The organism is Citrobacter sp. Igbk 16 (assembly GCF_028069755.1).
Lineage (GTDB): Bacteria > Pseudomonadota > Gammaproteobacteria > Enterobacterales > Enterobacteriaceae > Citrobacter.
The window spans coordinates 51,924-75,451 of the sequence record NZ_JANEWJ010000023.1; the positions used below are offsets into that span (position 1 = coordinate 51,924).

Sequence of the window (23,528 nt, forward strand, 5' to 3'; positions counted from 1 at the left end):
GTCATCGCCCAATTCATGTCCCTGGAATGCAACTCGCAGAACCCGGCCACAAATAGCCAAAAATAGTCTGCGCTGTGGCATGATAGCGCGTGGATAATGTCATGATCAGGGTGAACAATGTGAAACCGGTAACGCTATACGATGTCGCAGACCATGCTGGCGTCTCTTACCAGACCGTCTCACGCGTCGTAAATCAGGCCAGCCACGTTTCCACAAAAACCCGGCAAAAAGTTGAGGCCGCGATGGCGGAGCTCAATTACATTCCTAACCGCGTCGCACAGCAACTGGCAGGCAAACAGACGCCGTTGATTGGTGTAGCCACATCGAATCTTGCTCTGCATGCCCCCTCGCAAATTGTGGCCGCCATAAAATCCCGCGCCGACCAGTCCGGCGCCAGCGTGGTGATCGCCATGGTTGAGCGTAGTGGCGTTGAGGCGTGTAAAGCCGCGATACACAACCTGCTTTCTCAACGCGTAACCGGGCTTATCATCAACTATCCGCTGGATGAAGAAGACGCCATGATGGTCGCCGCCACCTGCGGCACGGTGCCCGTATTGTTTCTCGATGTCTCTGACCAGGTGCCGATTAATAGCGTCGTTTTCTCCCATGATGACGGCGCGCGACTCGGCGTTGAACATCTGATTCAACACGGACATCAGCGCATTGCCCTGCTGGCCGGGCCGCACTCATCGGTCTCCGCCAGGTTAAGGCATAGCGGGTGGCATAAATACCTGGCTCACCATCAGCTACGTCCCATTGCGGAACGTGAAGGTGACTGGAGCGCCCTGTCCGGCTTTCATCAAACCATGCACATGCTTAACGACGGTATCGTTCCAACCGCTATGCTGGTCGCCAATGATCAAATGGCGCTGGGCGCAATGCGGGCAATCAGCGAATCTGGCCTGCGAGTTGCAGCGGATATCTCCGTGATCGGCTACGACGACACCGAAGACAGTGCCTGCTACATCCCGCCGCTGACCACCATCAGGCAGGATTTCCCCACTCTCGGGCAGACCAGCGTTGACAGGCTGTTGCAGCTTACGCAGGGCATGTCCGCCCCCGGCAATCTGCTGCTGCCGGTCACGCTGGTCGAACGGAAAACCGTACTGCCGCCTGACACACAAACCGCCACGCCACAGATGCTGGCGGAGTCGTTGATGCAACTGGCGCGTCAGGTCTCTCTGCTGCCATCCGGCGAACGCTAATTACTGTGAGTCAGTTCACCCATTAAACCCGCCCGGCTTTACAGCGTCTCATCGCACGCCTTATGTTTATTGAATTGTGAGCGAATAACAAACATGAGATACCGCTATGACTCTGAGCTCGGACTCACTCGCCGCCGTACTGGCGCGCCGTGACTGGGAAAACCCCGGCGTCACACAGATAAACCGTCTGGAGGCACACCCACCATTTTGTAGCTGGCGCTGCGTGGATGATGCCCATAACAACCGGCCTTCTTCCCAACGGATTTCGTTAAATGGCGAGTGGCAGTTCGCCTGGTTTGCCGCACCAGAGGCCGTGCCAGAAAGCTGGCTTGAGCATGATTTACCGCAGGCCGATACCCTCTGCGTACCGTCTAACTGGCAGATGAGCGGTTATGATGCGCCAATCTACTCCAATATCACCTATCCATTCCCGGTCAATCCGCCCGCTGTTCCGACGCAGAACCCTACCGGGTGTTACTCGCTCACATTTAGTATCGAAGATGCGTGGTTAGATGAGGGTCAGACGCGCATTATTTTTGACGGCGTGAACTCCGCGTTTCATCTGTGGTGCAACGGCCGTTGGGTCGGCTACGGTCAGGACAGCCGCCTGCCGTCTGAATTTGATCTTCGCGATTATCTGCTGCACGGCGAAAACCGCCTGGCCGTCATGGTGCTGCGCTGGAGCGATGGCAGCTATCTGGAAGATCAGGACATGTGGCGCATGAGCGGCATCTTTCGCGACGTTTCTTTGCTGCATAAACCCACAACACAGATCCGTGACCTACGTATCAACACCCGCTTTAATGATGATTTCAGCCGCGCGGTGCTGGAAGCGGAAGTCCGGATAGCAGGCGACGAGCGTGAAGATGTACGCGTAACCCTGCAATTGTGGAACGGCGAAACGTTGGTTGGCGAACTCACCTCACCGCCCGGCAGCGAGATTGTTGATGAACGCGGCGCTTATCACGATCGCACTACGCTGCGCCTCAACGTTGAACACCCGGCGTTGTGGAGTGCCGAAACGCCTAATCTGTACCGTGCCGTTGTGCAGCTTCATACTGCTGACGGTACGCTGATTGAAGCCGAGGCCTGTGACGTCGGCTTCCGCGAGGTCCGCATCGAAAACGGCCTGCTGTTGCTGAATGGTCAACCGCTGCTGATTCGTGGTGCTAACCGCCACGAACATCACCCGCAAAACGGTCAGGTGATGGACGAAGCGACGATGGTGCAGGACATCATCCTGATGAAACAGAACAACTTTAACGCCGTGCGTTGCTCGCATTACCCAAACCACCCGCTATGGTACACCCTGTGCGACCGCTACGGCCTGTATGTGGTAGATGAGGCCAATATCGAAACCCACGGTATGGTGCCCATGAATCGCCTGAGCGACGACCCTACATGGCTTCCTGCCATGAGCCAGCGCGTCACGCGCATGGTACAGCGTGACCGCAATCACCCAAGTATCATCATCTGGTCGCTGGGCAATGAGTCCGGTCACGGCGCGAACCACGACGCGCTGTATCGTTGGCTGAAATCGGAAGATCCCTCTCGTCCGGTACAGTACGAAGGCGGCGGCGCGGATACCGTAGCCACCGACATTATTTGCCCGATGTACGCCCGCGTAGACCAGGATCAGCCCTTCCCGGCGGTCCCCAAATGGTCAATCAAAAAATGGCTGTCGATGCCCGGCGAACTGCGCCCGCTGATCCTCTGCGAATATGCTCATGCGATGGGTAACAGCCTCGGCGGCTACGCCAAATACTGGCAGGCATTCCGCCAGTATCCGCGTCTGCAAGGAGGATTCGTCTGGGACTGGGTCGATCAGTCGCTCATTAAATATGACGACAACGGTAATCCGTGGTCAGCCTACGGCGGGGATTTTGGCGACACACCGAACGACCGCCAGTTCTGCATGAACGGACTGGTATTTGCCGACCGCACGCCGCATCCGTCGCTGTATGAGGCCAAACACGCGCAGCAGTTTTTCCAGTTTACGCTGTTACCGGGTGACGAGCGCCAGATTGAAGTTCGCAGCGAATACCTGTTCCGCCGCAGCGATAACGAAATCCTGCATTGGTCCATCGCCCTGGACGGCAACCGGCTGGCCGCCGGAGAAATCGCTCTTAATATCGCCCCACAGGGCCGCCAGCTGATCACCCTGCCGGCTATCCCGATGCCGGAAACCGCAGGCCAGCTGTGGCTGACGGTTCGCGTGGAACAACCCGAGGCGACTGCGTGGTCAGACGCCGGGCATATCAGCGCCTGGCAGCAGTGGAAGCTGGAAGAAAAGCTCAGTCTGGCGATTAAACCTCGCGCCAGCACAGCGCCACAGCTGACGACCCGCGATGACACGTTTACGGTAATCGTCAGCGATAAACGCTGGGAATTCTGCCGCCGGACAGGTTTACTGACACAATACTGGCTGGCCGAAGAAGCACAGCTGTTAGCACCGTTAATCGATCAGTTTACCCGCGCACCGCTGGATAACGACATCGGCATCAGCGAAGTCACGCGCATCGATCCTAATGCCTGGGTCGAACGCTGGAAGGCCGCGGGCCATTACCGTGCTGAGCCACGACTAGTGCAATGCGAGGCCGAAGCGCTGTCGAGCAGCATCCTTATCACCACCGCGCATGCCTGGCAGTATCAGGGCGAAACGCTGTTTGTCAGCCGTAAGTCATATCATTTCGACGGCCACGGCGAGATGCAGATTACCGTGGATGTCGATGTAGCCAACGGCACGCCGCACCCGGCGCGTATCGGCCTGAGCTGCCAGCTGGCGCAGGTGGCTGAACGGGTAAACTGGTTAGGCCTTGGGCCGCATGAGAACTACCCGGATCGCCTGAGCGCTGCCTGTTTTGATCGTTGGGAACTGACGCTGGATGAGATGTATACGCCGTACGTCTTCCCGAGTGAAAACGGCCTGCGCTGCGGGACACGCGAATTACGCTACGGGGCGCACCTGTGGCATGGTGACTTCCAGTTCAACATCAGCCGTTACAGCCAGAAGCAACTGATGGAAACCAGCCATCGTCACCTGCTGCAGCCTGAAGCCGGAACATGGCTCAACATTGACGGTTTCCATATGGGCGTCGGCGGGGATGATTCGTGGAGCCCTTCAGTGTCGCCGGAATTTCAGTTGAGCGCAGGGCGTTATCATTATCAGCTGAGTTGGCGCTAATCACGTTGTTTTTTCCGGATGGCGCCGCTTCGCGCCTTATCCGGCCTACGGTACGCGGTTTCGTAGGCCGGATAAGGCGAAGCCACCATCCGGAAACGCCTTACTCCTCGATCGCCTGGCGGATTTGCTGCAACGATGTCGGATCGTCAATGGTGGTCAGATCGCCAGGATCGCGGCCTTCGCAGATCGCCTGGATCGTACGCCTGAGCATTTTTCCGGAGCGTGTTTTCGGCAGTTGTGACACAAACCAGACGTGTGCCGGGCGGCCAAAGTTACCAATCTGACTGTCCACCAGCGCCATAATCGCCTTCTCTTCAGAATGCGCAATGTCGCGGTCTTCCAGACTGTCACTCTGCTTTGGAATGACAAACGCGACGGCCACCTGCCCTTTTAGCGCATCTTTCACCCCCACTACCGCTACCTCAGCTACGTTCGGATAGCTGGAGATACTCTCTTCTATCTCGCGCGTGCCCAGCCGGTGCCCGGCGACGTTGATCACGTCATCCGTACGCCCCAGAATGAAGTAGTAACCGTCGTCGTCACGAATGCCCCAGTCAAAGGTGGCGTACACCTGGCGGGAGAACAGCGACCAGTAGGTATTCACAAAGCGTTCGTCATCGCCCCAGATGGTCTGAATGCAACCCGGCGGCAGCGGCCCTTCAATCACCAGCATCCCCTTCTCATTTGCAGCACAAGGTTCGCCAGTCACTTCATTGAGGAGTTGCACGTTGTAGCCGTACATCGGCACGCCAGGACTGCCCAGGCGCGACGGTCGATCGTCCAGGCCGCGGGCAATCGCCATAATCGGCCAGCCAGATTCGGTCTGCCAGTAGTTGTCGATAACCGGAACACCCAGCGTTTGGGTTACCCAGCTTGCCGTCGGTTCATCCAGCGGCTCACCGGCCAGATACAGCACTTCCAGCGAGGAGAGATCGTGATTACGGATCTGCGCGGTCGGGAATTTCTTCAGCACGCGGATGGCGGTCGGCGCCGAAAACATCCGACTGACCTGGTATTTTTCAACGATTTTCCACCACACGCCGCAGTCCGGCCAGGTTGGCAACCCTTCGTACACCACTGTCGCCATCCCCGCCAGCAACGGGGCATAGACGATGTACGAGTGTCCCACCACCCAGCCGATATCCGACGCGCAGAAGAAAACGCCGCCCGCTTTGCCACCAAAAATGGTGTCCATCGAGGTGGCCAGCGCTACCGCATAACCGCCTACATCACGCTGCACGCCTTTTGGTTTACCGGTTGTACCGGACGTGTAGAGAATGCAGGAAGTTTCATTCGATTCCAGCCAGACCACCGGCACGCGTGCGCCGAGATGCTGTTGGCGCAGCGCGGCAAAGTCGAGGTCGCGTCCTTCAACCCACGCCATTTTCGCCAGGCCACGATCAACCAGTACCACATGGCGCGGTTGATGCTGAGCCTGCGCAATCGCATCATCAAGCAGCTTTTTATACGGCAGGATCTTGCCGCCTCGCGCCCCGGCATCCGCCGATACGATGACCTTTGGCTGGGCATCGTCGATCCGTGCCGCCACACTGTGCGAGGCAAATCCGCCAAATACCACGGAATGGATCGCCCCAATCCGCGCACAGGCCAGCAGCGTAATGTGCGCCTCGGCGATCATCGGCATATAAACCAGCACCCTGTCGCCGCGCTGTACGCCCAGCGACAGCAACATCGCCGCCGCGACGTTTACCTCGTCATACAACTGACGAAAGGTAAATGTGCGCTCTTCTTCGGTTTCCGATGAAACCGCGATCAGCGCCAGCGCGTCAGGCTGTTTCTCCAGCCAGCGGTCGATGGCGTTATGGCACAGATTAGTCGTCCCGCCACAAAACCAGCGAGCAAACGGTGGATGACGATGATCCAGTACCTGAGCAAACGGCTGCTGCCAGTCAATACGCTGGGCCTGCTCGGCCCAGAACGACTCAGGTTGCGTAATCGAACGCTGATAAAAATCGCTATAAGACATAATGCTCTCCTGTTGAACTTACGCCTTGCCGCACGCAGGTTTAGATAACGAACAAATCAAGGTATTCGTTGACTGGCATCTGCTCCAGGCTTGCTCTGTTCAGGGAGACATCCAGAATGCGCTGCTGCTGACGGGTCGGGAACTGACGCGCCAGGTTGATTTTGAATTTTTCGACCAGTTTCGGCATCCCGTCATGACGACGACGCGCGTGGCCGATGGGGTACTCCACCACCACTTCTTCAAAACGTGATCCATCGGTAAATTCCACGGTGATGGCGTTTGCGATGGCGCGTTTTTCCGGGTCGTGATAGTCCGCGGTAAAGGTTGGGTCTTCGAAGCAATTGATCTTCTCGCGCAGCGCATCAATGCGTTTGTCCTGCGCCACACCGTCTTCGTAATCAGCTGCGGTTAAGCGTCCGAACAGCAGCGGGATAGCCACCATATACTGAATGCAGTGGTCACGATCCGCCGGGTTATTCAGTGGACCTTTTTTATCGATGATACGAATACAGGCTTCGTGCGTACGAATGGTCACTTTTTCGATATCCGCCGCCGTTTTACCCGCCGCCTGCAGTTGTTCATACAGCGTCATCGCCGCTTCAACCGCTGTTTGTGAGTGGAACTCGGCCGGGAAGGAGATTTTAAACAACACGTTTTCCATCACGTATGAGCCGTACGGGCGCTGGAAGCGGAACGATTCCCCTTTGAAGGAAACATCATAAAAGCCCCAGGTTTTTGCCGTCAGCGCAGACGGGTAGCCCATCTCGCCGGTTTTCGCCATCAGCGCCAGACGCACTGCGCGTGAAGTGGCATCGCCAGCAGCCCAGGATTTACGTGTGCCGGTATTCGGGGCATGGCGATAGGTGCGCAGCGACTGTCCGTCGACCCACGCCAGCGACACCGCATTGAGGATCTCATCGCGGGTCAATCCGAGCATTTCGGCAACAACGGCGGTCGAGGCGACTTTCACCAGCAGGACGTGGTCGAGTCCAACGCGGTTAAAGGAGTTTTCCAGCGCGATACAGCCCTGAATTTCGTGGGCTTTAATCATGCCGGTCAGCACTTTTTTCATGGTTAACGGCGCTTTTCCCGCCGCCACCGCATTGCGTGACAACCAGTCAGCCGTCGCCAGAATACCGCCGAGGTTATCGGAAGGATGGCCCCATTCAGCGGCCAGCCAGGTGTCGTTGAAGTCCAGCCAACGGATCATCGCGCCGATGTTAAATGCCGCCTGAACGGGATCGAGCTGGAACTGGGTGCCAGGTACGCGCACACCGTTCGGGACGACAGTACCCGGTACGACCGGCCCCAGCAGTTTTTTACAGGCCGGATATTCCAGCGCTTCCAGGCCACAGCCGAGGGTATCAAGCAGGCAATAATGTGCAGTGTCATACGCCACCTTTGAGGTGATCTCGTAATTCATAACGTAGTCAACGATATCAACAATTTCACGGTCAAATTCAGGGCGGACGTTCGAAATATGTGCAGACATAGGGTACATTTCCTGTTTTTTTATCTTTAGCGGTTTGGCATTAGCAACGTTTTTCAATTGCAACGAATTCGCGATCTTCCGGGCCAACATAATTGGCGGAAGGACGGATAATTTTGTTGTCCTGACGCTGTTCGATAATGTGCGCCGCCCAGCCAGTAACGCGGGCGATGACAAACAGCGGGGTGAACATTTCGGTGGGGACGCCCATCATGTTGTAGGAGACCGCCGAGAACCAGTCGAGATTCGGGAACATCTTTTTGGTATCCCACATTACGGCTTCCAGACGGTCGGCGATGTTGTACATTTTCAGCGAACCGCCTTCCTGAGAGAGCTGTTTCGCCACGCGCTTAATCACCTGATGACGCGGGTCGGCAATGGTGTACACCGGATGTCCAAAGCCAATCACCACTTCTTTGTTTTCCACACGTTTGCGGATATCCGCTTCGGCTTCATCCGGCGTTTCATAGCGCTGCTGGATTTCCAGCGATACCTCGTTGGCTCCGCCGTGTTTCGGGCCGCGCAGTGCGCCAATCGCGCCGATAATCGCGGAATACATGTCTGAGCCAGTACCGGCGATCACTCTGCCGGTAAAGGTGGAGGCGTTAAATTCGTGCTCGGCGTACAGCACCAGCGAAATATGCATCGCCTTTTCCCAGCTTTGCGAGGGTTTTTCGCCATGCAGCAGATGCAGGAAGTGGCCGCCAATCGAATCATCGTCAGTTTCCGGCTGAATGCGCTCGCCGTTATGGCTGTAGTGATACCAGTACAGAAGGATTGAACTGAGCGACGCCAGCAGCTTGTCGGCAATATCGCGCGCGCCGGAAACGGTATGCCCCTCTTTTTCCGGCAACGTACAACCTAACGCGGAGACGCCGGTGCGCATGACGTCCATTGGGTGTGATGCTGCCGGCAGTGCTTCCAGCACGGTACGCACGTTAGCGGGTAAGCCACGCAGCGCTTTTAATTTGCTTTTGTAGGCGTTGAGCTCATCGCGGGTAGGCAATTTTCCGTGGATCAGCAGGTGCGCAACCTCTTCAAATTCACACTGCTGCGCCAGGTCGAGAATATCGTAGCCACGATAGTGTAAATCGTTACCGCTTTTACCAACGGTACACAACGCCGTATTTCCGGCGGGGACGCCGGACAGCGCGACGGATTTTTTCGGCTTAATGACATGGGTACTGTTTTGCAGGATCGTTGTGTCGCTCATGTTGTCCTCGTTATTTTTTATATATAGGGTATTGAGGGTATGCATCGCGTAGTACGTTGTAGGCCGGATAAACGTAGTGCCATCCGGCATTGCCTGATGGCGGCTGCGCCTTATCAGGCCTACGGCTTCGTGGTGTACAGCGCGTCGAGTTTCTCTTCGAACTGGTAGTAGTTGATGCTTTCGTACAGCTCGTTACGCGTCTGCATAATGTCGATCACGCTCTTTTGCGTACCTTCCTGGCGCAGCACGTTGTATACCCGTTCAGCGGCGCGGTTCATGGCACGGAAGGCAGACAGCGGATAGAGCGCCATCGCCACATTTGCACTGCGCAGCTCATCGGTAGTGAACAGCGGTGTCGCACCAAATTCGGTAATGTTAGCGAGGATCGGCACCTGCACCGCGTCTGCAAACTGGCGGTACATAGACAGCTCGGTGATCGCTTCCGGGAACAGCATGTCAGCGCCCGCTTCGACATACGCCTGCGCACGATCGATAGCCGCCTCTAACCCTTCCACCGCCAGCGCATCGGTACGCGCCATGATGACAAAGTTGGGATCGGTGCGCGCATCCACGGCGGCGCGGATCCTGTCGACCATCTCTTCTTTCGAGACGATCGCCTTGTTCGGACGATGGCCACAGCGCTTAGCGCCGATCTGATCTTCAATGTGCAGCGCAGCAGCACCGGCTTTGGCAATCGACTTCACGGTTCGCGCCACGTTAAATGCCGACGATCCAAACCCGATATCAGCATCCACCAGCAACGGTAGTGGGCAAACGTCGGTGATACGGCGGATATCGGTCAGCACATCATCCAGCGTAGAGATACCGAGGTCGGGCAATCCCAATGAGCCGGCCGCCACGCCGCCGCCTGACAGGTAAATTGCCTGGTATCCGGCGCGTTGGGCCAGGAGCGCATGGTTGGCGTTAATGGTACCCACGATTTGTAATGGATTTTCTTTGGTGAGCGCAGCGCGGAACGCCTGCCCTGGGGAGTGTAGAGACATATCCCGTCCTCTTGTTATCAACTTGTTATCGTTCGTTGATTAACCTAAAGCAAGGGGTATGCCAAAGACCTGAATTTTTGCTCAAATTCTATTTTTCATTTTTAAAACAAAGAATTACATTTAAAATCTGCATTTTTTATGTACAAAAACGTGTCAGCTATCGTTTCATGAAACCGAGATGAACGTTTCATTGCAACATTTATGAAACACAACTAAACCCAATATTCGGTTCCTTACTTTTTGGGTTGCTTATGGCTGATACGCATCTTCCGCCGCGGATGAATGACGACAAACCGGTTATCTGGACGGTCTCCGTTACGCGTCTGTTTGAACTGTTCCGCGACATCAGCCTGGAGTTCGACCACCTGGCGACCATCACCCCTATCCAGCTCGGTTTTGAAAAAGCGGTCACCTATATCCGCAAGAAGCTGGCGACCGAGCGATGTGATGCGATCATTGCGGCGGGCTCCAACGGTGCCTATCTGAAAAGCCGCTTATCAATTCCAGTGATCCTGATTAAACCCAGCGGCTTCGATGTGCTACAGGCATTGGCGAAAGCGGGAAAACTCACGTCATCGATTGGCGTCATTACCTATCAGGAAACCATTCCTGCGCTTCTCGCCTTTCAAAAGACCTTCAATTTACAGCTTGAACAGCGTAGCTATATCACCGAAGAAGATGCCCGAGGACAAATCAACGAGCTGAAGGCCAACGGCACTCAAGCAGTGGTCGGGGCGGGACTCATTACCGATCTGGCGGAAGAAGCCGGTATGACCGGCATCTTTATCTATTCAGCGGCTACCGTGCGCCAGGCCTTTGTCGATGCGCTGGATATGACGCGCCTGACGCTACGGCGAAATGGTCAATACGCGTCTGGCGATACGCTGCGCACCCGCTATGCACTGGGAGATATGCGCGGCCACTCTGCTCAGATGGAACAGGTACGGCACACCATAATGCTCTATGCCCGTTCTCGCGCACCGGTGCTGATTCAGGGCGAAACGGGGACGGGGAAAGAGCTGGCGGCGCAGGCCATTCATCGTGAATATTTCACCCGTCAGGAGAATCGACGCGGTAAACCCTCACCACCGTTTGTTGCCGTCAACTGCGGAGCAATCACCGAATCCTTACTGGAAGCGGAGTTGTTCGGCTATGAGGATGGCGCTTTTACCGGCTCACGGCGGGGCGGACGCGCGGGTCTGTTTGAAATCGCCCACGGCGGAACACTGTTTCTTGATGAGATAGGTGAAATGCCGTTGCCGTTACAAACCCGACTGCTGCGCGTACTGGAAGAAAAAGAGGTCACCCGGGTAGGTGGACATCAACCCATTCCGGTAGAGGTACGGGTGATTAGCGCCACGCACTGCAACCTGGAACAAGAGATGAAACAAGGCGAGTTTCGTACCGATCTGTTTTATCGCCTGAGCATTCTGCGCCTCAAACTCCCCCCGCTACGCGAACGGCTACCCGATATTTTACCGCTGGCGGAAGGCTTTTTAAAACAGTCACTGGCGGAATTAGATGTGCCGTTTTCTGAGCCTGTGCGCAAAGGTCTGGGGCTCAGCCAACATATGCTGCTGAATTACGGCTGGCCGGGGAATATTCGTGAGCTACGCAATATGATGGAGCGTCTGGCATTATTTTTAAGCGTTGAGCCACAACCAGAACTTAACGTCCATTTCTTGCAGCAATTATTGCCCGAGCTGGCGACTGTCGCCGAAATACCCCAGATATCATCATCACTGACACCACAACAGGTGCTGGCACAATTCAACGGCGATAAAACAGCGGCGGCACGATATCTCGGTATCAGCCGAACCACGTTTTGGCGCAGGTTAAAAGAATAACCCGCCAGTACAGAGGCTGGCGGGTATTTTATCTTTCAATGCAGCGCATTATTTTTTCTTGTAAATATTAGCTGTGCCATGGATTTTGTTATCCGTTTGGCCGGAGGTTAATACCACCACATCAGCGCCTTTCTCTTCGGCTTTCTTCAGCAGCTCTTCTTTAGCATCTGCAACAGAAACTTCATTACTCGTTGAAATATCACCGATTTTTGTGTACTGCGACTCAACCTTTTCAAACTCAAGTTTTGTCATAAATTCCGCAGCATAGGCGTTGGAAAAAACTAAAGCTAACGCACCAATAAGTACTTTATATCCAGTTTTCATATCAAAGCTCCAGGTTTTGTTATATATGCCATCATCGACCCCTGAACATCCATCATGCGAGTCAAGGATGATTAATAAGTAGTTCAGCCTGATTAAAAGATCCAGAGCCAACGGAAATATAAAGAAATCTTGCGCCGTAGCCACAACAGGCGATCCAGCGCTGCCGCGTTATCCAACGATTCCGGTGACACAAATAGTGTTAATGATGACATTGAGAAATTAACTGCGTTTGATGGTGCACTGTGAGTGAATACTCAGAATATTGATTGCACTAAAACTATAGTAGGTGCAGATTCTTAAATGACCTGCGGGTAAACATTCATTTTCTCACTGATGGAATCGTTGTCTATGGAACCTCTGCACGCCGTCGTGCTCACCGTTAGCCTGTTTGTTTTAACCTTTTTCAACCCCGGAGCAAACCTGTTCGTGGTGGTGCAAACCAGCCTGGCGTCGGGACGACGCGCGGGTGTAATGACCGGTCTGGGCGTTGCCTTGGGCGATGCGTTCTACTCCGGGCTTGGCCTGTTTGGTATGGCGACGCTTATCACCCAATGTGAAGAGATATTCTCACTGATAAAAATCGTCGGCGGTGCCTACTTACTGTGGTTTGCCTGGAATAGCATACGCCATCAGGCCACACCGCAAATGCCCACCTTACAGCAACCAATCTCCGCCCCCTGGTACGTATTCTTTCGTCGCGGGCTGTTAACGGATTTATCCAATCCGCAAACCGTACTGTTTTTTATTAGTATTTTCTCGGTCACCTTAAGCGCAGAAACCCCAACCTGGGCCAGGCTGATGGCATGGGCAGGCATTGTGCTTTCTTCTGTTATTTGGCGTATTTTTCTCAGCCAGGCGTTTTCTCTTCCTGCGGTGCGTCGTGCATATGGCCGTATTCAGCGCGTTGCCAGCCGGGTGATTGGTGCCATCATCGGCGTCTTCGCCTTAAGGCTGATTTATGAAGGTATTCGCCATCGTTAATGCGTAAAGAGAGTTTCACTTGACCATCGTGAGGTAATTGTCCGTAATACCGCCTGAATTTTTCAATCACATTTGAGTGGCTGTGAGATGGAACAGGTTGATCCCGTAAACGACACATTACTCCTTACAGAATGGCGGGCGCTAATACGCCAGACATCCCCTGAAGTTCATACGATCCTCACAGGGTTAAGCGACGATGAGATCCGCCATTTAGTGACCGTTTTTTATGACTACATGCTCTCTCACGCGGAGAGCGCGTTGTTTCTGAATACCGAGCAGGTCAGTACGCGCCTGAGCGGCAGTATGTTTGACTGGCTACGCAGCGTGCTCGGCAGCGCATATGAAGACCTCCCGCTCTTGCTGGCAAAACAGCGTGAAATAGGTGTGGTACACGCCCGTATCGGCCTGCCTATCGATCTGGTTAACCGCGGGGCGCGTAAGCTAAAAGAAGAGCTGTATCAGTTGCTGAAAAGTAAGGCAGACTACTCTGTCAGCCTGTTGAGCGATGCTATCTGTTTCAGCAGCCTGGCGATGGACACCGCGCTGGAAGCCATGACCGTTTCCTACTCTCCGAGCTATCAAAACTCGATGCACACGCAGGAGCAGTATCGGCTGCAGACCATTTACGACGACGTCAACGTCGAGCGCGAACGGCAAATCCGTTCGTTTACCGATTGGGAAAATCAGTTTATCTACAACATCGCGACCGGATTACCGTCCGGTGATCTGGTGTTCCTGGCGGATTCAGATTTTGGTATGTGGTTCTCTCATAAGGGAAAACATATTCTTGGCAGCGGTAATCTGTTGGCAGAAATGGAATCCGTGATCGCGGAAATCGATAACCGTCTGACACAGACACTCTCGAATCAGCATCAGCCTGGCGAAACCGAACGGATGAGCTTATTGCAGGATGTCCGACAGCTCTCGGCCAAAATCCATTTTCTCCTCGCCTCAATGTTTGAAGCGCTGGTCAAACAGGAAAATGGCAAAGACTCGCTGACCCAACTGCTGAATCGCCGCTTTATTCCAACGATTATGCGCCGTGAAATCTCGCTGGCGTTACATTCACGAAAACCCTTTACCCTGGCAATGCTGGACATTGATTATTTTAAGCAGATCAATGACCGCTACGGACATAATACTGGCGATATGACACTGAAAAACGTCGCAGCCGTTATTTATGAGCACATCCGCAGCAGCGATTACGTATTCCGCTATGGTGGTGAAGAGTTTATGATCCTGCTGGTCGAATCAGACGAATCGCAGGCCTCGATTATTCTGGAAACGCTGCGTAAGAAAATTGCCGAGCTGCGTATCGCTGCTTCCATGACTGAATCCTTCTCTATTACTGTCAGTATCGGCGTTGCCGAATATGACTATCACCCCGACTACAAACAACTGGTTGATAAAGCCGATCGCGCGCTCTATCTGGCGAAAAGCCATGGCCGTAACCGCGTAGAAACGTACCAGGAATGACTGTCGTCCCCCACAGATAAATAAATACCCCATTCAGGGTATTTATCTGACCTGTGATAAATATCGTGCTGTTATTTTTATACATGCCCATTAGCGTGATAGAAATGGCAGCCGATTAATAAGATGCAAATCAAATACACTATATCTTTATAGCGGTAGCATATCCCGGTGATGAGTCTTCCTGAATGCAGGGGGAAATATGAGGGATAATAAGAGATCATGAGCGGGAAGAAGAAAACGCGCTGGCAGCGCCGCCCTGGAACCGTCGGAGGGAAACTGCCGTGGAATGACTGGCGCAATGCCAGTAGCTGGAGAAAAGCCACCCAGTTTCTCCTGTTGGCCATCAATATCTATATTGGCGTGACGTTCTGGTATTGGGTTCGCTATTTCGAAACCGCCGGTACCAGCGTTTATATCCCAAGACCCGGCGGTATTGAGGGATGGCTTCCCATTGCCGGTCTGATGAATATCAGATACACACTGGAAACCGGTTTTCTTCCCCCCATTCACGCCGCTTCCATGCTGCTGCTGGTTGCCTTTATCCTGATGAGTTTGCTGTTAAAAAAAGCGTTCTGCTCGTGGTTGTGCCCGGTGGGGACGCTGTCTGAGCTGATAGGTAATCTGGGCAAAAAAATAGTGGGTCGCAACTTCACCCTGCCTCGCTGGCTGGATCTCCCTTTGCTGAGCCTGAAATATCTGCTGCTGAGCTTCTTTCTGTATATCGCCCTGTCGATGCCAGCACAGGGGATTCAGTATTTTCTGATGTCAGCTTACGGCATGATTATTGACGTTAAGATGCTCGATTTCTTTCGTAAGATCGGCACGACAACGCTCATCGTGGTGGCGGTTATCAGCATTATGAGCCTGTTTATTCGCAATGCGTGGTGCCGTTATCTGTGCCCTTATGGCGCACTGCTTGGTCTGTTCTCTTTGCTTTCGCCATTTAAGATCCGCCGCAATGCCGACAGCTGTATCGATTGCGGCAAATGCGCAAAGAACTGCCCGTCGAATATTCCGGTCGATCGCTTGATTCAGGTACGCACCGTTGAGTGCACGGGATGTATGACCTGTGTGGAATCCTGTCCGGTAGCCTCGACGCTGACCCTGTCACTGAAAACACCGCCTGGCGCGCAATCAGGGCACAGCGCAGCGCCGAAACAATGGTGGCGACAAAGTAGGTTATCAGGGTGGACAATGACGCTACTGCTGCTCGGTATTCTGTTTGCCGCCGTAGGCTATGCGGTGTACGCCAACGTCTGGCAAACGCCGGTACCGGATCATATGTATTTCCAGTTGATCCCGAAGGCCAGAATGATCGACCATTAATGGTTTGATCTGTCTGCCTTTATGCCGGGTAGTGACTACACCCTACCCGGCCTGCATATCGGGTATCACTGGCTTACTTCTTCGCCCCGGATTTACCAATACCCCGGTACAGTTCGTTAATCCGCTTCACGGATTTAATGGATCGCTGCGGCGCGGTAGACGCGACAGACAGCACAATCATTTCCAGACACACCAGTACCGTACCGTGGAGCGGCATTTTCCCATTCTCGCCGCCGCGTGGCACGTTAATCACCACATCCGCTTCTTTACTAAAACGGGAGTCCAGTGCGTTCGTCAGTAAAATAACCGGGACACCCAACCGCCTGGCCTCACGAATGGTCGTCAGCCCTTCCCGGTGCGGTGATTTTTGCGCCATCATGATCAGCACATCTCCCCGCTGCAATGCGATAAGTTGCTCCGCGAGGTTAATCCCGGTGCGATTAAACGCTACTGCAGGCAGGCCAATACGGCTGAGCAGACGCGCGGTATAATCCGCCAATACGCCGGATGCGCCAATACCAAAAATCCCCACCTGACGAGCTTCTACCAATAATGCCACCGCCTGCGCAATTGCATAGCGGTTTTGCGGTGTAGAAAGGGCTTCACAGGTGCGCTGATGGCCCTGCAAGACAAAATCAATACTGGAGTTCACATCGCAAGAGAGCGTATTCACCGTGGTGGTCATCTTCTCTTCTGAGGTCACGCCAGGACCAAACCAGTGTTCAATGGTCTGCTTTAAATCGCGCAACCCGGCAAACCCCAGCGCCTGAATTGCCCTGACCACCGTCGCATCAGAGGTTTGAGTGGCGGCTGCGATTTCGATCGCCGTAAACTCCAGCACCACTTCGCGGTTCTCGTTGATATAACGCGTCACGGCCTGCATACGTGGCGAGAGTAAATGCGCCCTGGCGCGAAAACGGTCACCATAGACATCAATACGATTTTTGGCTTTTTTCGCCGTCAGCATGATTATTTCGCCTCCGGTAGCCATCGTCCGGCGATGTGCGTTTGCACCTGCGCCACCATCAGGCTCAGCGAGGCATAGGAATTGGATATCGCCTCTTCACGGGAGAGTAAAACGTAATGTCCGCGCTGGCAGGCGGTCAGGAACTCACACCAGCCAGGCATCACCGCATCCATCGCCGCGATTTCATCCTGCGGTTTACCGCCGGTATCGCCACGCCAGGTCGCGAAGACAAAATCTGCATCCAGTTCAGGCAGACGTTCCGCACTGACATCAATGCGCCCACCCGGCGGAATGCTGTCAATAAGCTTCGGGAAGGTGAAGCCAGCATCGCGTAACACTCGCCCCAGGGAATGATAAGTGTGCAACGCATTGATTTTACCCTGATTGGCCTGTATTACCGCCACAGAGATGTGCTGCGTATCGACCGTCCGCTTGAGCTGGGCAATTTCTTCACGGTAGCGCCGTTCCAGCAATGCCAGCCGGTTCTGCGTACCTGTCAGTTGCGCCAGCTTGCGGTAGATCTCCGGTGCACCGCCATCGAGATGGTCGATACTGACCGTCGGCGCTATTTTTTCCAGTTGCTCAATCGGCGTGTTACGGCTGGGTTCGGTGATAATTAAATCCGGTTTCGCGGCGACAATGGCTTCAATATCAATGTCTGCCGTACCGATATACATCATGGTCGAATGATCAAAATCCACGCCGGTCAGCAGCACGCCGGAGCGTAAAAAATGGCTGCCATCCGGGCGCGTTCGGCCGTGACTGGCCACCGGAGGCACGCCCAGCTCGATCAGCGGAATAGTGATGTCGAGATCGTGCAATGACACAATGCGCTGCGGATGTAGCGGTACGTTCACCACCCGCCCGAGATCGTCAGTAAATGACTGAACAGGCCCCGCCGCCTGGACGGTGCAGCCGACCAGCAGCAGCAATGAAAAGATTAAGCGCATATACCCTCTTAACAATTACAAACGATCCCGGCGACGCCAGAGCAACAGTAAAAAGAACGGTCCACCGACCAGGGCAATGACGATCCCTGCAGGGATTTGCAGTGGTGCAAACGCCAGACGACCCACGGTATCGGTCACCAGCACCAGCAACGCACCGATCAACGCACTTCCCCACAGCAGCGCTGTTTGTCCGCCACGCAGCCAGAATCGTGCCATGTGTGGCGCCATCAACCCGACAAAACCGAGGCTACCCACGCAGGCAACACTGGCGGCGGTGAGTACAACCGGCGCGAGAAAACGCAACAACGCCAGTCGGGGTAGATGTACACCCAGCCCCGTTGCCGTCGCATTGCCAAGTAGCGCCACATCCGAAGCTCTCGCCGTGGCAAATAAGATAATGGCCGCAGGCAACGTCCAGACCAGCGCCACCAGCAGCAGTGGCCAGGTGGCGGCATGAAGGCTGCCCGCCAGCCAGACCAGCGCAGTCTGTACGTCACGGACATCGGCGGTGGTCATAAATACGCCCATTCCCGCCGCAAAGAACCATGACACACCAATGCCTATCAACACGAAGCGAGGCCGGGAGAAATCACGGGCCAGCAGCATCACCAGTGTGGCGACCAGTGCGCCACCGGCCATTCCCGCCAGGGGCCGCCAGACCAGACTTGCGGACGGGAAAAGCAGCACCAGGGCCAGCACCACCACGCAACTCCCTTCTTTGACACCGATAAGCCCGGGATCGGCCAACCCATTGCGGGTGATCGATTGCATTGCCGCCCCGGCCAATCCGAGCATCGCCCCGCACAGAAGCGCCATCAGCAGTCGCGGCAGTCGAACATCCCAAACGACATACTGTTGCTGAGCCGTCAACGCCTGAGGGTCAAACACCGCCCGTCCGATAGCGGAAGCCGGAACCGGGAGCGAACCCTGCATCACGCCGAACAGCAGTAATGCGATGGCCAGCACCGTCAGGCCGAGGCTGTACAGCACGGTTTTGGGACGAATGACACGAGAAAATCCCCCAACCCGCCATGCACGAAGCCCTGCACGCTGCAGCATATCGTTCATTTCAAAAACCTCGACGCAATGAAAATAAACGCCGGAGCACCCACCAGGGCGGTCATGATCCCTGTAGCCAGCTCCTGCGGAGCCAGCACCGTGCGGGCGGCAATATCCGCCAGCAGCAGCAGCGCCGCACCCAGCAATGCCGACGTCGGTAGCATCTGACGAATATCGTCTGTTACCAGACGGCGGATAACGTTAGGTACTAACAGGCCGATAAACCCCAGCGGCCCCACGACAGAGACTGCCGCACCGCACAACAGCGCAATGGCGATCATCGCCAGCACGCGTATGCGCAGAATGTTCACCCCTAACCCACAGGCCATACGGTCTCCGAGGGCCAGAATATTCAGGCCCGGCGCGATAGCGAGCGCCAGCACCATACCGGCAAGCGACGGGGGAACGGCGCTTTTGACACTTTCCCAATGCAGACCCGCGAGATCACCCACCAGCCAGGTGCGCATTGCCAACAGGGTTTGTTCATCCAGAATCAGGATCGCCGCAGTCAGCGATGACACCATGGCCGACAACGCCACGCCGCACAACGTGACCTTCAGCGGCGTTAAGCCACCGCGCCCGGCAGATGAAAGCGCCATCACCAACGAAAAGAGTGCCGCAGCACCGCCTGCCGCCAGCAATGGCTGGCTTGCCCCCGTCACGCCAAGCGCGGCACACAACACAACGACAAACGCCGCACCGGCATTCAGTCCCAGAATATGCGGCTCTCCCAGCGGATTACGAATCAATGCCTGCAACAGCACACCCGCAACACCTAACGCCGCGCCGACCAGCATCGCCGCCGTCATACGCAGCAGACGTAAGGAGACAATAATCCGGTGGTCAAAATTTTTCGCATCAAAGTGGAACAGCGCCTGTACGACGGTCTGCGGGCTGATAGTGCGTGCGCCAACACCCAGGTGCACCACCGCCAAAACACACAACAACAGCGTTAACACGGGGAGCGCCAGCATAAACCGGCCACGGCGACGAGCCTGTGTGGTTGCCATGACCGTCATTGCGCCTGCCCGCCCGGCGCGCGGAACGGCATAAAGAACGGTTTGCCGGTGAGAGGATTCACCGACATCTGCACGTCGACGTCAAATACATGCTTAATCAACTCGGGCGTGCAGTTTTCGCCATCATGCACGACGCCCTGCAATGTCCCCTGTTTGAGGAACACCAGCATGTCCCCGTAATTCACGGCAAAATTCAGGTCATGCAGGACCACAACCACTGTACGGCCATGATGGCGAGTCAGTGAATGCAGCAGTTCGAGGATCTCCACCTGATAGCGCAGATCGAGAAACGTAGTCGGCTCATCCAACAAGATGACCGGCGTTTGCTGTGCCAACGCCATCGCAATCCAGCAGCGCTGACGTTGCCCACCGGAAAGGCTCTCTACCGGTAAATGCGCAAAATCAGCCGTTCCGGTCAACTGGAGTGCCTGCTCCACGGCGCGTTCGTCATCGACCGTCCATTGCGAAAGCATGTTCTGCCAGGGAAAACGCCCGCGCGATACCAGTTCGAAAACGGTGAGTCCTTCGGGCACCAATGGGGATTGCGGCAGGATCCCGAGCTGCCGTGAAACCGCTTTGGTGGGCTGCTGATGAATGGCTTTGCCATCCAGTAATACGCTGCCACCGTGCGGTTTCAACATACGGGCGATTGTGCTTAACAACGTTGATTTACCCGAGCCGTTCGCCCCCACCAGCACCGTCATTTTACCTTGCGGGATAGTGAGGCAGATATCGTGGACAATGGTGTTATGGCGATAACCCGCAGAAAGCTGTTGTAGTTCAATGCCCGTTCTGTGGGCGGTATTTTCCACATGCTGTGGCATGTTCACTCCTGCGCCGCCGCATGGCAAAGCCTGCATACGTAACTCTCTAAATAAAAATAAAACTCATTCTCTTTGTGATCTTGCTGGCTTGCACTGTAGTAGTCAAGCAATTACACCCTGTAGTTACATCACTTGTAGCCAACAACTAAAGCACAAATAAAAAACGCTGAAAAATCAATAAAAATCATTCTTTTTCAATGCATTGAAAATCAAATACCCTCAAAAAAACGACGGTTAAATTGCGGTGAATCGCCTGTAGTTTCTTTTTCATTTTTACATTTACTACTACAAACGCCCATGATTGAATGATTCTCAATTACACATCTGACGCCAGTAACGCCGGTTTACAGATGGATGAATGCAGGGCTGGCAAGCCGGGCAATGAATTGAATCAAACTGTTTCCCTGCCCATTTTTGGCAGGGTCTTTTGCGGAATAAATAAAATAATGGCTGAGTTAACGACTTACTTTTCGGGGATGAAAGGGCGGGCATTGTGCTCTGCTCTCTTTCTGGGCATGACAACAACATCTACGGTATTAGCAGCGGAGAAAGAGACAACTCCGCCTAAAGGGGAAGATACCATCACTGTTCGGGCAGATGCGTCTTCTGCCGATCAGGCCGTAACATCGGGTTACCAACCGCTGAGCTCGTCCACCGCGACGCTGACATCCATGCCATTGTTGGATATTCCACAAGTGGTGAACACTGTCAGCGATAACGTTCTGGAAGATCAGCATGTCACGACGCTGGACGAAGCGCTGTATAACGTCAGTAACGTTGTGCAAACCAACACATTAGGTGGCACGCAGGATGCGTTTGTCCGCCGCGGCTTCGGCGCAAACCGTGACGGCTCGGTGATGACCAACGGTCTGAAAACCGTGTTGCCGCGCAGCTTTAACGCCGCCACCTCACGCGTGGAAGTGCTGAAAGGCCCGGCCTCAACCCTGTACGGGATTCTCGATCCCGGCGGGCTGATTAATGTCGTCACCAAACGTCCGGAAACGCAGTTTGGCGGTTCGATTTCAGCAACCTCCAGCAGCTTCGGCGGCGGCACAGGACAGTTTGACGTGACCGGGCCGATTGAAGGCACACAGTTAGCCTATCGCCTGATCGGCGAATATCAGCATGAGGATTACTGGCGTAACTTCGGCACGAATCAGAGCACTTTCATCTCCCCGTCCCTGACCTGGTTTGGCGACAACGCCACCGTCAACGTGCTCTACTCACATCGCGACTATAAAGCCCCGTTCGATCGCGGCACCATTTTCGATCTCAACACCAAACACGCGGTGAATGTGGATAGCAAAACCCGTTTTGATGAGCCGTTTAATATCACCGATGGCGAATCAGATCTGGCGCAGTTGAATGCCGAATACCGTTTCAACAGTGAATGGACAGCGAAGTTCGACTACAGCTTTAGCCAGGATAAATACAGCGATAATCAGGCTCGCGTGATGGCTTATGATTCTGCCACCGGAAATCTGACCCGCCGTGTAGATGCCACTCAAGGCTCCACCCAGCGCATGCACGCCACGCGTGCCGATTTGCAGGGCAACGTCGATATCGCTGGCTTTTATAACGAGATCCTCACCGGTGTCTCTTATGAGAACTACGATCTGCTACGCACCGACATGATCCGCTGCAAGAACGTAAAAGGGTTCAATATTTATAATCCTGTCTACGGTACGTTGGGTAAATGTACTAACGTTTCTGCCGCTGATAGCGATCAGACCATTCAACAAGAGAGCTATTCTGCGTATGTGCAGGACGCGCTGTACCTGACCGATAAATGGATCGCCGTCGCCGGGATGCGTTATCAGTACTACACCGAATACGCTGGCAAAGGCCGTCCGTTCAACGTCAATACCGACAGTACCGACCAACAGTGGGTGCCCAAATTCGGTATGGTTTACAAACTGACGCCGTCCGTATCGCTGTTCGGTAACGTGTCGCGATCCTTCATGCCGCAATATTCTATTGCCAGTTATATTGGCGAACTGCCACCTGAAACCTCAACAGCGTATGAAGTGGGGGCAAAATTCGATATCTTTGACGGCATCACCGCCAATATTGCTCTGTTTGATATTGATAAACGCAATGTGCTGTACAACGAAATGATCAATGGCGAAACCGTGGCGAAAACGGCGGGTCGCGTGCGTTCACAAGGCGTGGAAGTAGATGTCGCCGGTTCGTTGACCACCAACACCAATATCATCGCCAGCTACGGTTATACCGCCGCGAAAGTGACGGAAGATCCTGATTACAAAGGTAAGCCGCTGCCTAATGTACCGAAGCATACCGGCTCATTATTCCTCACCTACGATATTCAGAATGCATTTATGGGTAATACCCTGACGATTGGCGGTGGGGGTCATGGAGTGAGTCGCCGTTCCGCAACCAATGGCGCAGACTATTATCTGCCGGGCTATTTTGTCGCCGATGCCTTTGCTGCTTATAAAATGAAGCTGCAGTATCCGGTCACCTTGCAGCTCAATGTGAAAAACCTGTTTGATAAGACCTATTACACCTCATCCATTGCCACCAATAATCTGGGTAATCAGATTGGCGATCCGCGAGAGGTACAGTTCACGGTGAAAATGGAATTCTGATCTTCTTCATCCATTAACCCTGCCAATTCTGGCAGGGTTTCCCGCTTACTCCACCATTTTAAGA

17 protein-coding genes are annotated in these 23,528 nt (G+C 54.4%); 7 read left to right on the forward strand and 10 right to left on the reverse strand.

The window, feature by feature from the left end:
- The first annotated feature begins 110 nt into the window (after positions 1–110).
- Positions 111–1,205 (forward strand): LacI family DNA-binding transcriptional regulator, encoded by a 1,095-nt coding sequence (locus NNO03_RS15640; RefSeq protein ID WP_271441883.1) that lies wholly within the window; start codon positions 111–113, stop codon positions 1,203–1,205.
- A 106-nt stretch (positions 1,206–1,311) separates the two neighbouring features.
- Positions 1,312–4,389 (forward strand): beta-galactosidase, encoded by a 3,078-nt coding sequence (locus tag NNO03_RS15645; protein ID WP_271449938.1) that lies wholly within the window; start codon positions 1,312–1,314, stop codon positions 4,387–4,389.
- A gap of 100 nt (positions 4,390–4,489) precedes the next feature.
- Here the strand turns inward: NNO03_RS15645 and prpE are convergent, their stop codons facing one another.
- From prpE to prpB, 4 genes are all read right to left on the reverse strand, one after another.
- Positions 4,490–6,376, reverse strand: coding sequence for a propionate--CoA ligase (prpE, locus tag NNO03_RS15650; RefSeq protein WP_137384462.1), 1,887 nt, complete (start codon positions 6,374–6,376; stop codon positions 4,490–4,492).
- A 40-nt stretch (positions 6,377–6,416) separates the two neighbouring features.
- Positions 6,417–7,868, reverse strand: coding sequence for a bifunctional 2-methylcitrate dehydratase/aconitate hydratase (locus tag NNO03_RS15655; protein ID WP_271449939.1), 1,452 nt, complete (start codon positions 7,866–7,868; stop codon positions 6,417–6,419).
- Positions 7,869–7,908: 40 nt separating this feature from the next.
- Positions 7,909–9,078 (reverse strand): 2-methylcitrate synthase, encoded by a 1,170-nt coding sequence (gene prpC / locus NNO03_RS15660; protein WP_202039366.1) that lies wholly within the window; start codon positions 9,076–9,078, stop codon positions 7,909–7,911.
- A 119-nt stretch (positions 9,079–9,197) separates the two neighbouring features.
- On the reverse strand, positions 9,198–10,082 hold the full coding sequence (prpB, locus tag NNO03_RS15665) for a methylisocitrate lyase (protein WP_137384459.1): 885 nt from the start codon (positions 10,080–10,082) through the stop codon (positions 9,198–9,200).
- A gap of 251 nt (positions 10,083–10,333) precedes the next feature.
- Between prpB and prpR the strand changes: the two genes are divergently transcribed.
- The gene (gene prpR, locus NNO03_RS15670; protein WP_271449940.1) at positions 10,334–11,929 is read left to right on the forward strand and encodes a propionate catabolism operon regulatory protein PrpR; all 1,596 of its coding nucleotides are present in this window, start codon (positions 10,334–10,336) and stop codon (positions 11,927–11,929) included.
- 48 nt (positions 11,930–11,977) lie between these two features.
- On the opposite strand, the gene yahO is transcribed toward prpR, so the two are convergent.
- Entirely contained in the window at positions 11,978–12,253 is a 276-nt protein-coding gene (gene yahO, locus NNO03_RS15675) for a DUF1471 family periplasmic protein YahO (protein ID WP_003830901.1), read from the reverse strand.
- A gap of 348 nt (positions 12,254–12,601) precedes the next feature.
- Between yahO and NNO03_RS15680 the strand changes: the two genes are divergently transcribed.
- The 3 genes from NNO03_RS15680 (at position 12,602) to NNO03_RS15690 (ending at position 16,036) form a co-directional block, all read left to right on the forward strand.
- A complete protein-coding gene (locus tag NNO03_RS15680; RefSeq protein ID WP_137384458.1) occupies positions 12,602–13,234 on the forward strand; it encodes a LysE family transporter in 633 nt (210 codons plus the stop codon).
- Positions 13,235–13,321: 87 nt separating this feature from the next.
- Positions 13,322–14,710 carry a diguanylate cyclase gene (locus tag NNO03_RS15685; RefSeq protein WP_271449941.1) on the forward strand — a complete coding sequence of 463 codons (1,389 nt, stop codon included), beginning with the start codon at positions 13,322–13,324 and terminating at the stop codon, positions 14,708–14,710.
- Between the two features lie 219 nt (positions 14,711–14,929).
- Entirely contained in the window at positions 14,930–16,036 is a 1,107-nt protein-coding gene (locus NNO03_RS15690; protein WP_271449942.1) for a 4Fe-4S binding protein, read from the forward strand.
- A 73-nt stretch (positions 16,037–16,109) separates the two neighbouring features.
- Here the strand turns inward: NNO03_RS15690 and NNO03_RS15695 are convergent, their stop codons facing one another.
- Genes NNO03_RS15695 through NNO03_RS15715 form a run of 5 tightly spaced genes read right to left on the reverse strand, consistent with a single transcriptional unit; the run spans position 16,110 to position 20,855 of the window.
- Positions 16,110–17,003 (reverse strand): MurR/RpiR family transcriptional regulator, encoded by an 894-nt coding sequence (locus NNO03_RS15695; protein WP_271441869.1) that lies wholly within the window; start codon positions 17,001–17,003, stop codon positions 16,110–16,112.
- Positions 17,004–17,005: 2 nt separating this feature from the next.
- Positions 17,006–17,953 (reverse strand): ABC transporter substrate-binding protein, encoded by a 948-nt coding sequence (locus tag NNO03_RS15700; protein ID WP_271449943.1) that lies wholly within the window; start codon positions 17,951–17,953, stop codon positions 17,006–17,008.
- A 15-nt stretch (positions 17,954–17,968) separates the two neighbouring features.
- Positions 17,969–19,021: an iron ABC transporter permease gene (locus NNO03_RS15705; protein ID WP_271449944.1), complete on the reverse strand. Its 1,053-nt coding sequence runs from the start codon at positions 19,019–19,021 to the stop codon at positions 17,969–17,971.
- The gene (locus tag NNO03_RS15710; RefSeq protein WP_271449945.1) at positions 19,018–20,031 is read right to left on the reverse strand and encodes an iron ABC transporter permease; all 1,014 of its coding nucleotides are present in this window, start codon (positions 20,029–20,031) and stop codon (positions 19,018–19,020) included. Before NNO03_RS15710 ends, NNO03_RS15705 begins: the two co-directional genes overlap by 4 nt.
- Positions 20,028–20,855: an ABC transporter ATP-binding protein gene (locus tag NNO03_RS15715; RefSeq protein ID WP_271449946.1), complete on the reverse strand. Its 828-nt coding sequence runs from the start codon at positions 20,853–20,855 to the stop codon at positions 20,028–20,030. The genes NNO03_RS15710 and NNO03_RS15715 overlap by 4 nt, the downstream gene beginning before the upstream one ends.
- A 446-nt stretch (positions 20,856–21,301) precedes the next feature.
- Here NNO03_RS15715 and NNO03_RS15720 point away from each other — a divergent pair, with 446 nt between their 5' ends.
- Positions 21,302–23,464 (forward strand): TonB-dependent siderophore receptor, encoded by a 2,163-nt coding sequence (locus NNO03_RS15720; protein ID WP_271449947.1) that lies wholly within the window; start codon positions 21,302–21,304, stop codon positions 23,462–23,464.
- The last annotated feature ends 64 nt before the right edge of the window (positions 23,465–23,528 follow it).

What these genes read in the sequence shown, in the direction of transcription:
- NNO03_RS15645 (WP_271449938.1), top strand. Translation starts at nt 1,312, where the DNA reads ATGACTCTGAGCTCGGACTCACTCGCCGCCGTACTGGCGCGCCGTGAC.
- prpE (WP_137384462.1), bottom strand. Translation starts at nt 6,376, where the DNA reads ATGTCTTATAGCGATTTTTATCAGCGTTCGATTACGCAACCTGAGTCG.
- NNO03_RS15655 (WP_271449939.1), bottom strand. Translation starts at nt 7,868, where the DNA reads ATGTCTGCACATATTTCGAACGTCCGCCCTGAATTTGACCGTGAAATT.
- prpC (WP_202039366.1), bottom strand. Translation starts at nt 9,078, where the DNA reads ATGAGCGACACAACGATCCTGCAAAACAGTACCCATGTCATTAAGCCG.
- prpB (WP_137384459.1), bottom strand. Translation starts at nt 10,082, where the DNA reads ATGTCTCTACACTCCCCAGGGCAGGCGTTCCGCGCTGCGCTCACCAAA.
- prpR (WP_271449940.1), top strand. Translation starts at nt 10,334, where the DNA reads ATGGCTGATACGCATCTTCCGCCGCGGATGAATGACGACAAACCGGTT.
- yahO (WP_003830901.1), bottom strand. Translation starts at nt 12,253, where the DNA reads ATGAAAACTGGATATAAAGTACTTATTGGTGCGTTAGCTTTAGTTTTT.
- NNO03_RS15680 (WP_137384458.1), top strand. Translation starts at nt 12,602, where the DNA reads ATGGAACCTCTGCACGCCGTCGTGCTCACCGTTAGCCTGTTTGTTTTA.
- NNO03_RS15685 (WP_271449941.1), top strand. Translation starts at nt 13,322, where the DNA reads ATGGAACAGGTTGATCCCGTAAACGACACATTACTCCTTACAGAATGG.
- NNO03_RS15690 (WP_271449942.1), top strand. Translation starts at nt 14,930, where the DNA reads ATGAGCGGGAAGAAGAAAACGCGCTGGCAGCGCCGCCCTGGAACCGTC.
- NNO03_RS15695 (WP_271441869.1), bottom strand. Translation starts at nt 17,003, where the DNA reads ATGCTGACGGCGAAAAAAGCCAAAAATCGTATTGATGTCTATGGTGAC.
- NNO03_RS15700 (WP_271449943.1), bottom strand. Translation starts at nt 17,953, where the DNA reads ATGCGCTTAATCTTTTCATTGCTGCTGCTGGTCGGCTGCACCGTCCAG.
- NNO03_RS15705 (WP_271449944.1), bottom strand. Translation starts at nt 19,021, where the DNA reads ATGAACGATATGCTGCAGCGTGCAGGGCTTCGTGCATGGCGGGTTGGG.
- NNO03_RS15710 (WP_271449945.1), bottom strand. Translation starts at nt 20,031, where the DNA reads ATGACGGTCATGGCAACCACACAGGCTCGTCGCCGTGGCCGGTTTATG.
- NNO03_RS15715 (WP_271449946.1), bottom strand. Translation starts at nt 20,855, where the DNA reads ATGCCACAGCATGTGGAAAATACCGCCCACAGAACGGGCATTGAACTA.
- NNO03_RS15720 (WP_271449947.1), top strand. Translation starts at nt 21,302, where the DNA reads ATGGCTGAGTTAACGACTTACTTTTCGGGGATGAAAGGGCGGGCATTG.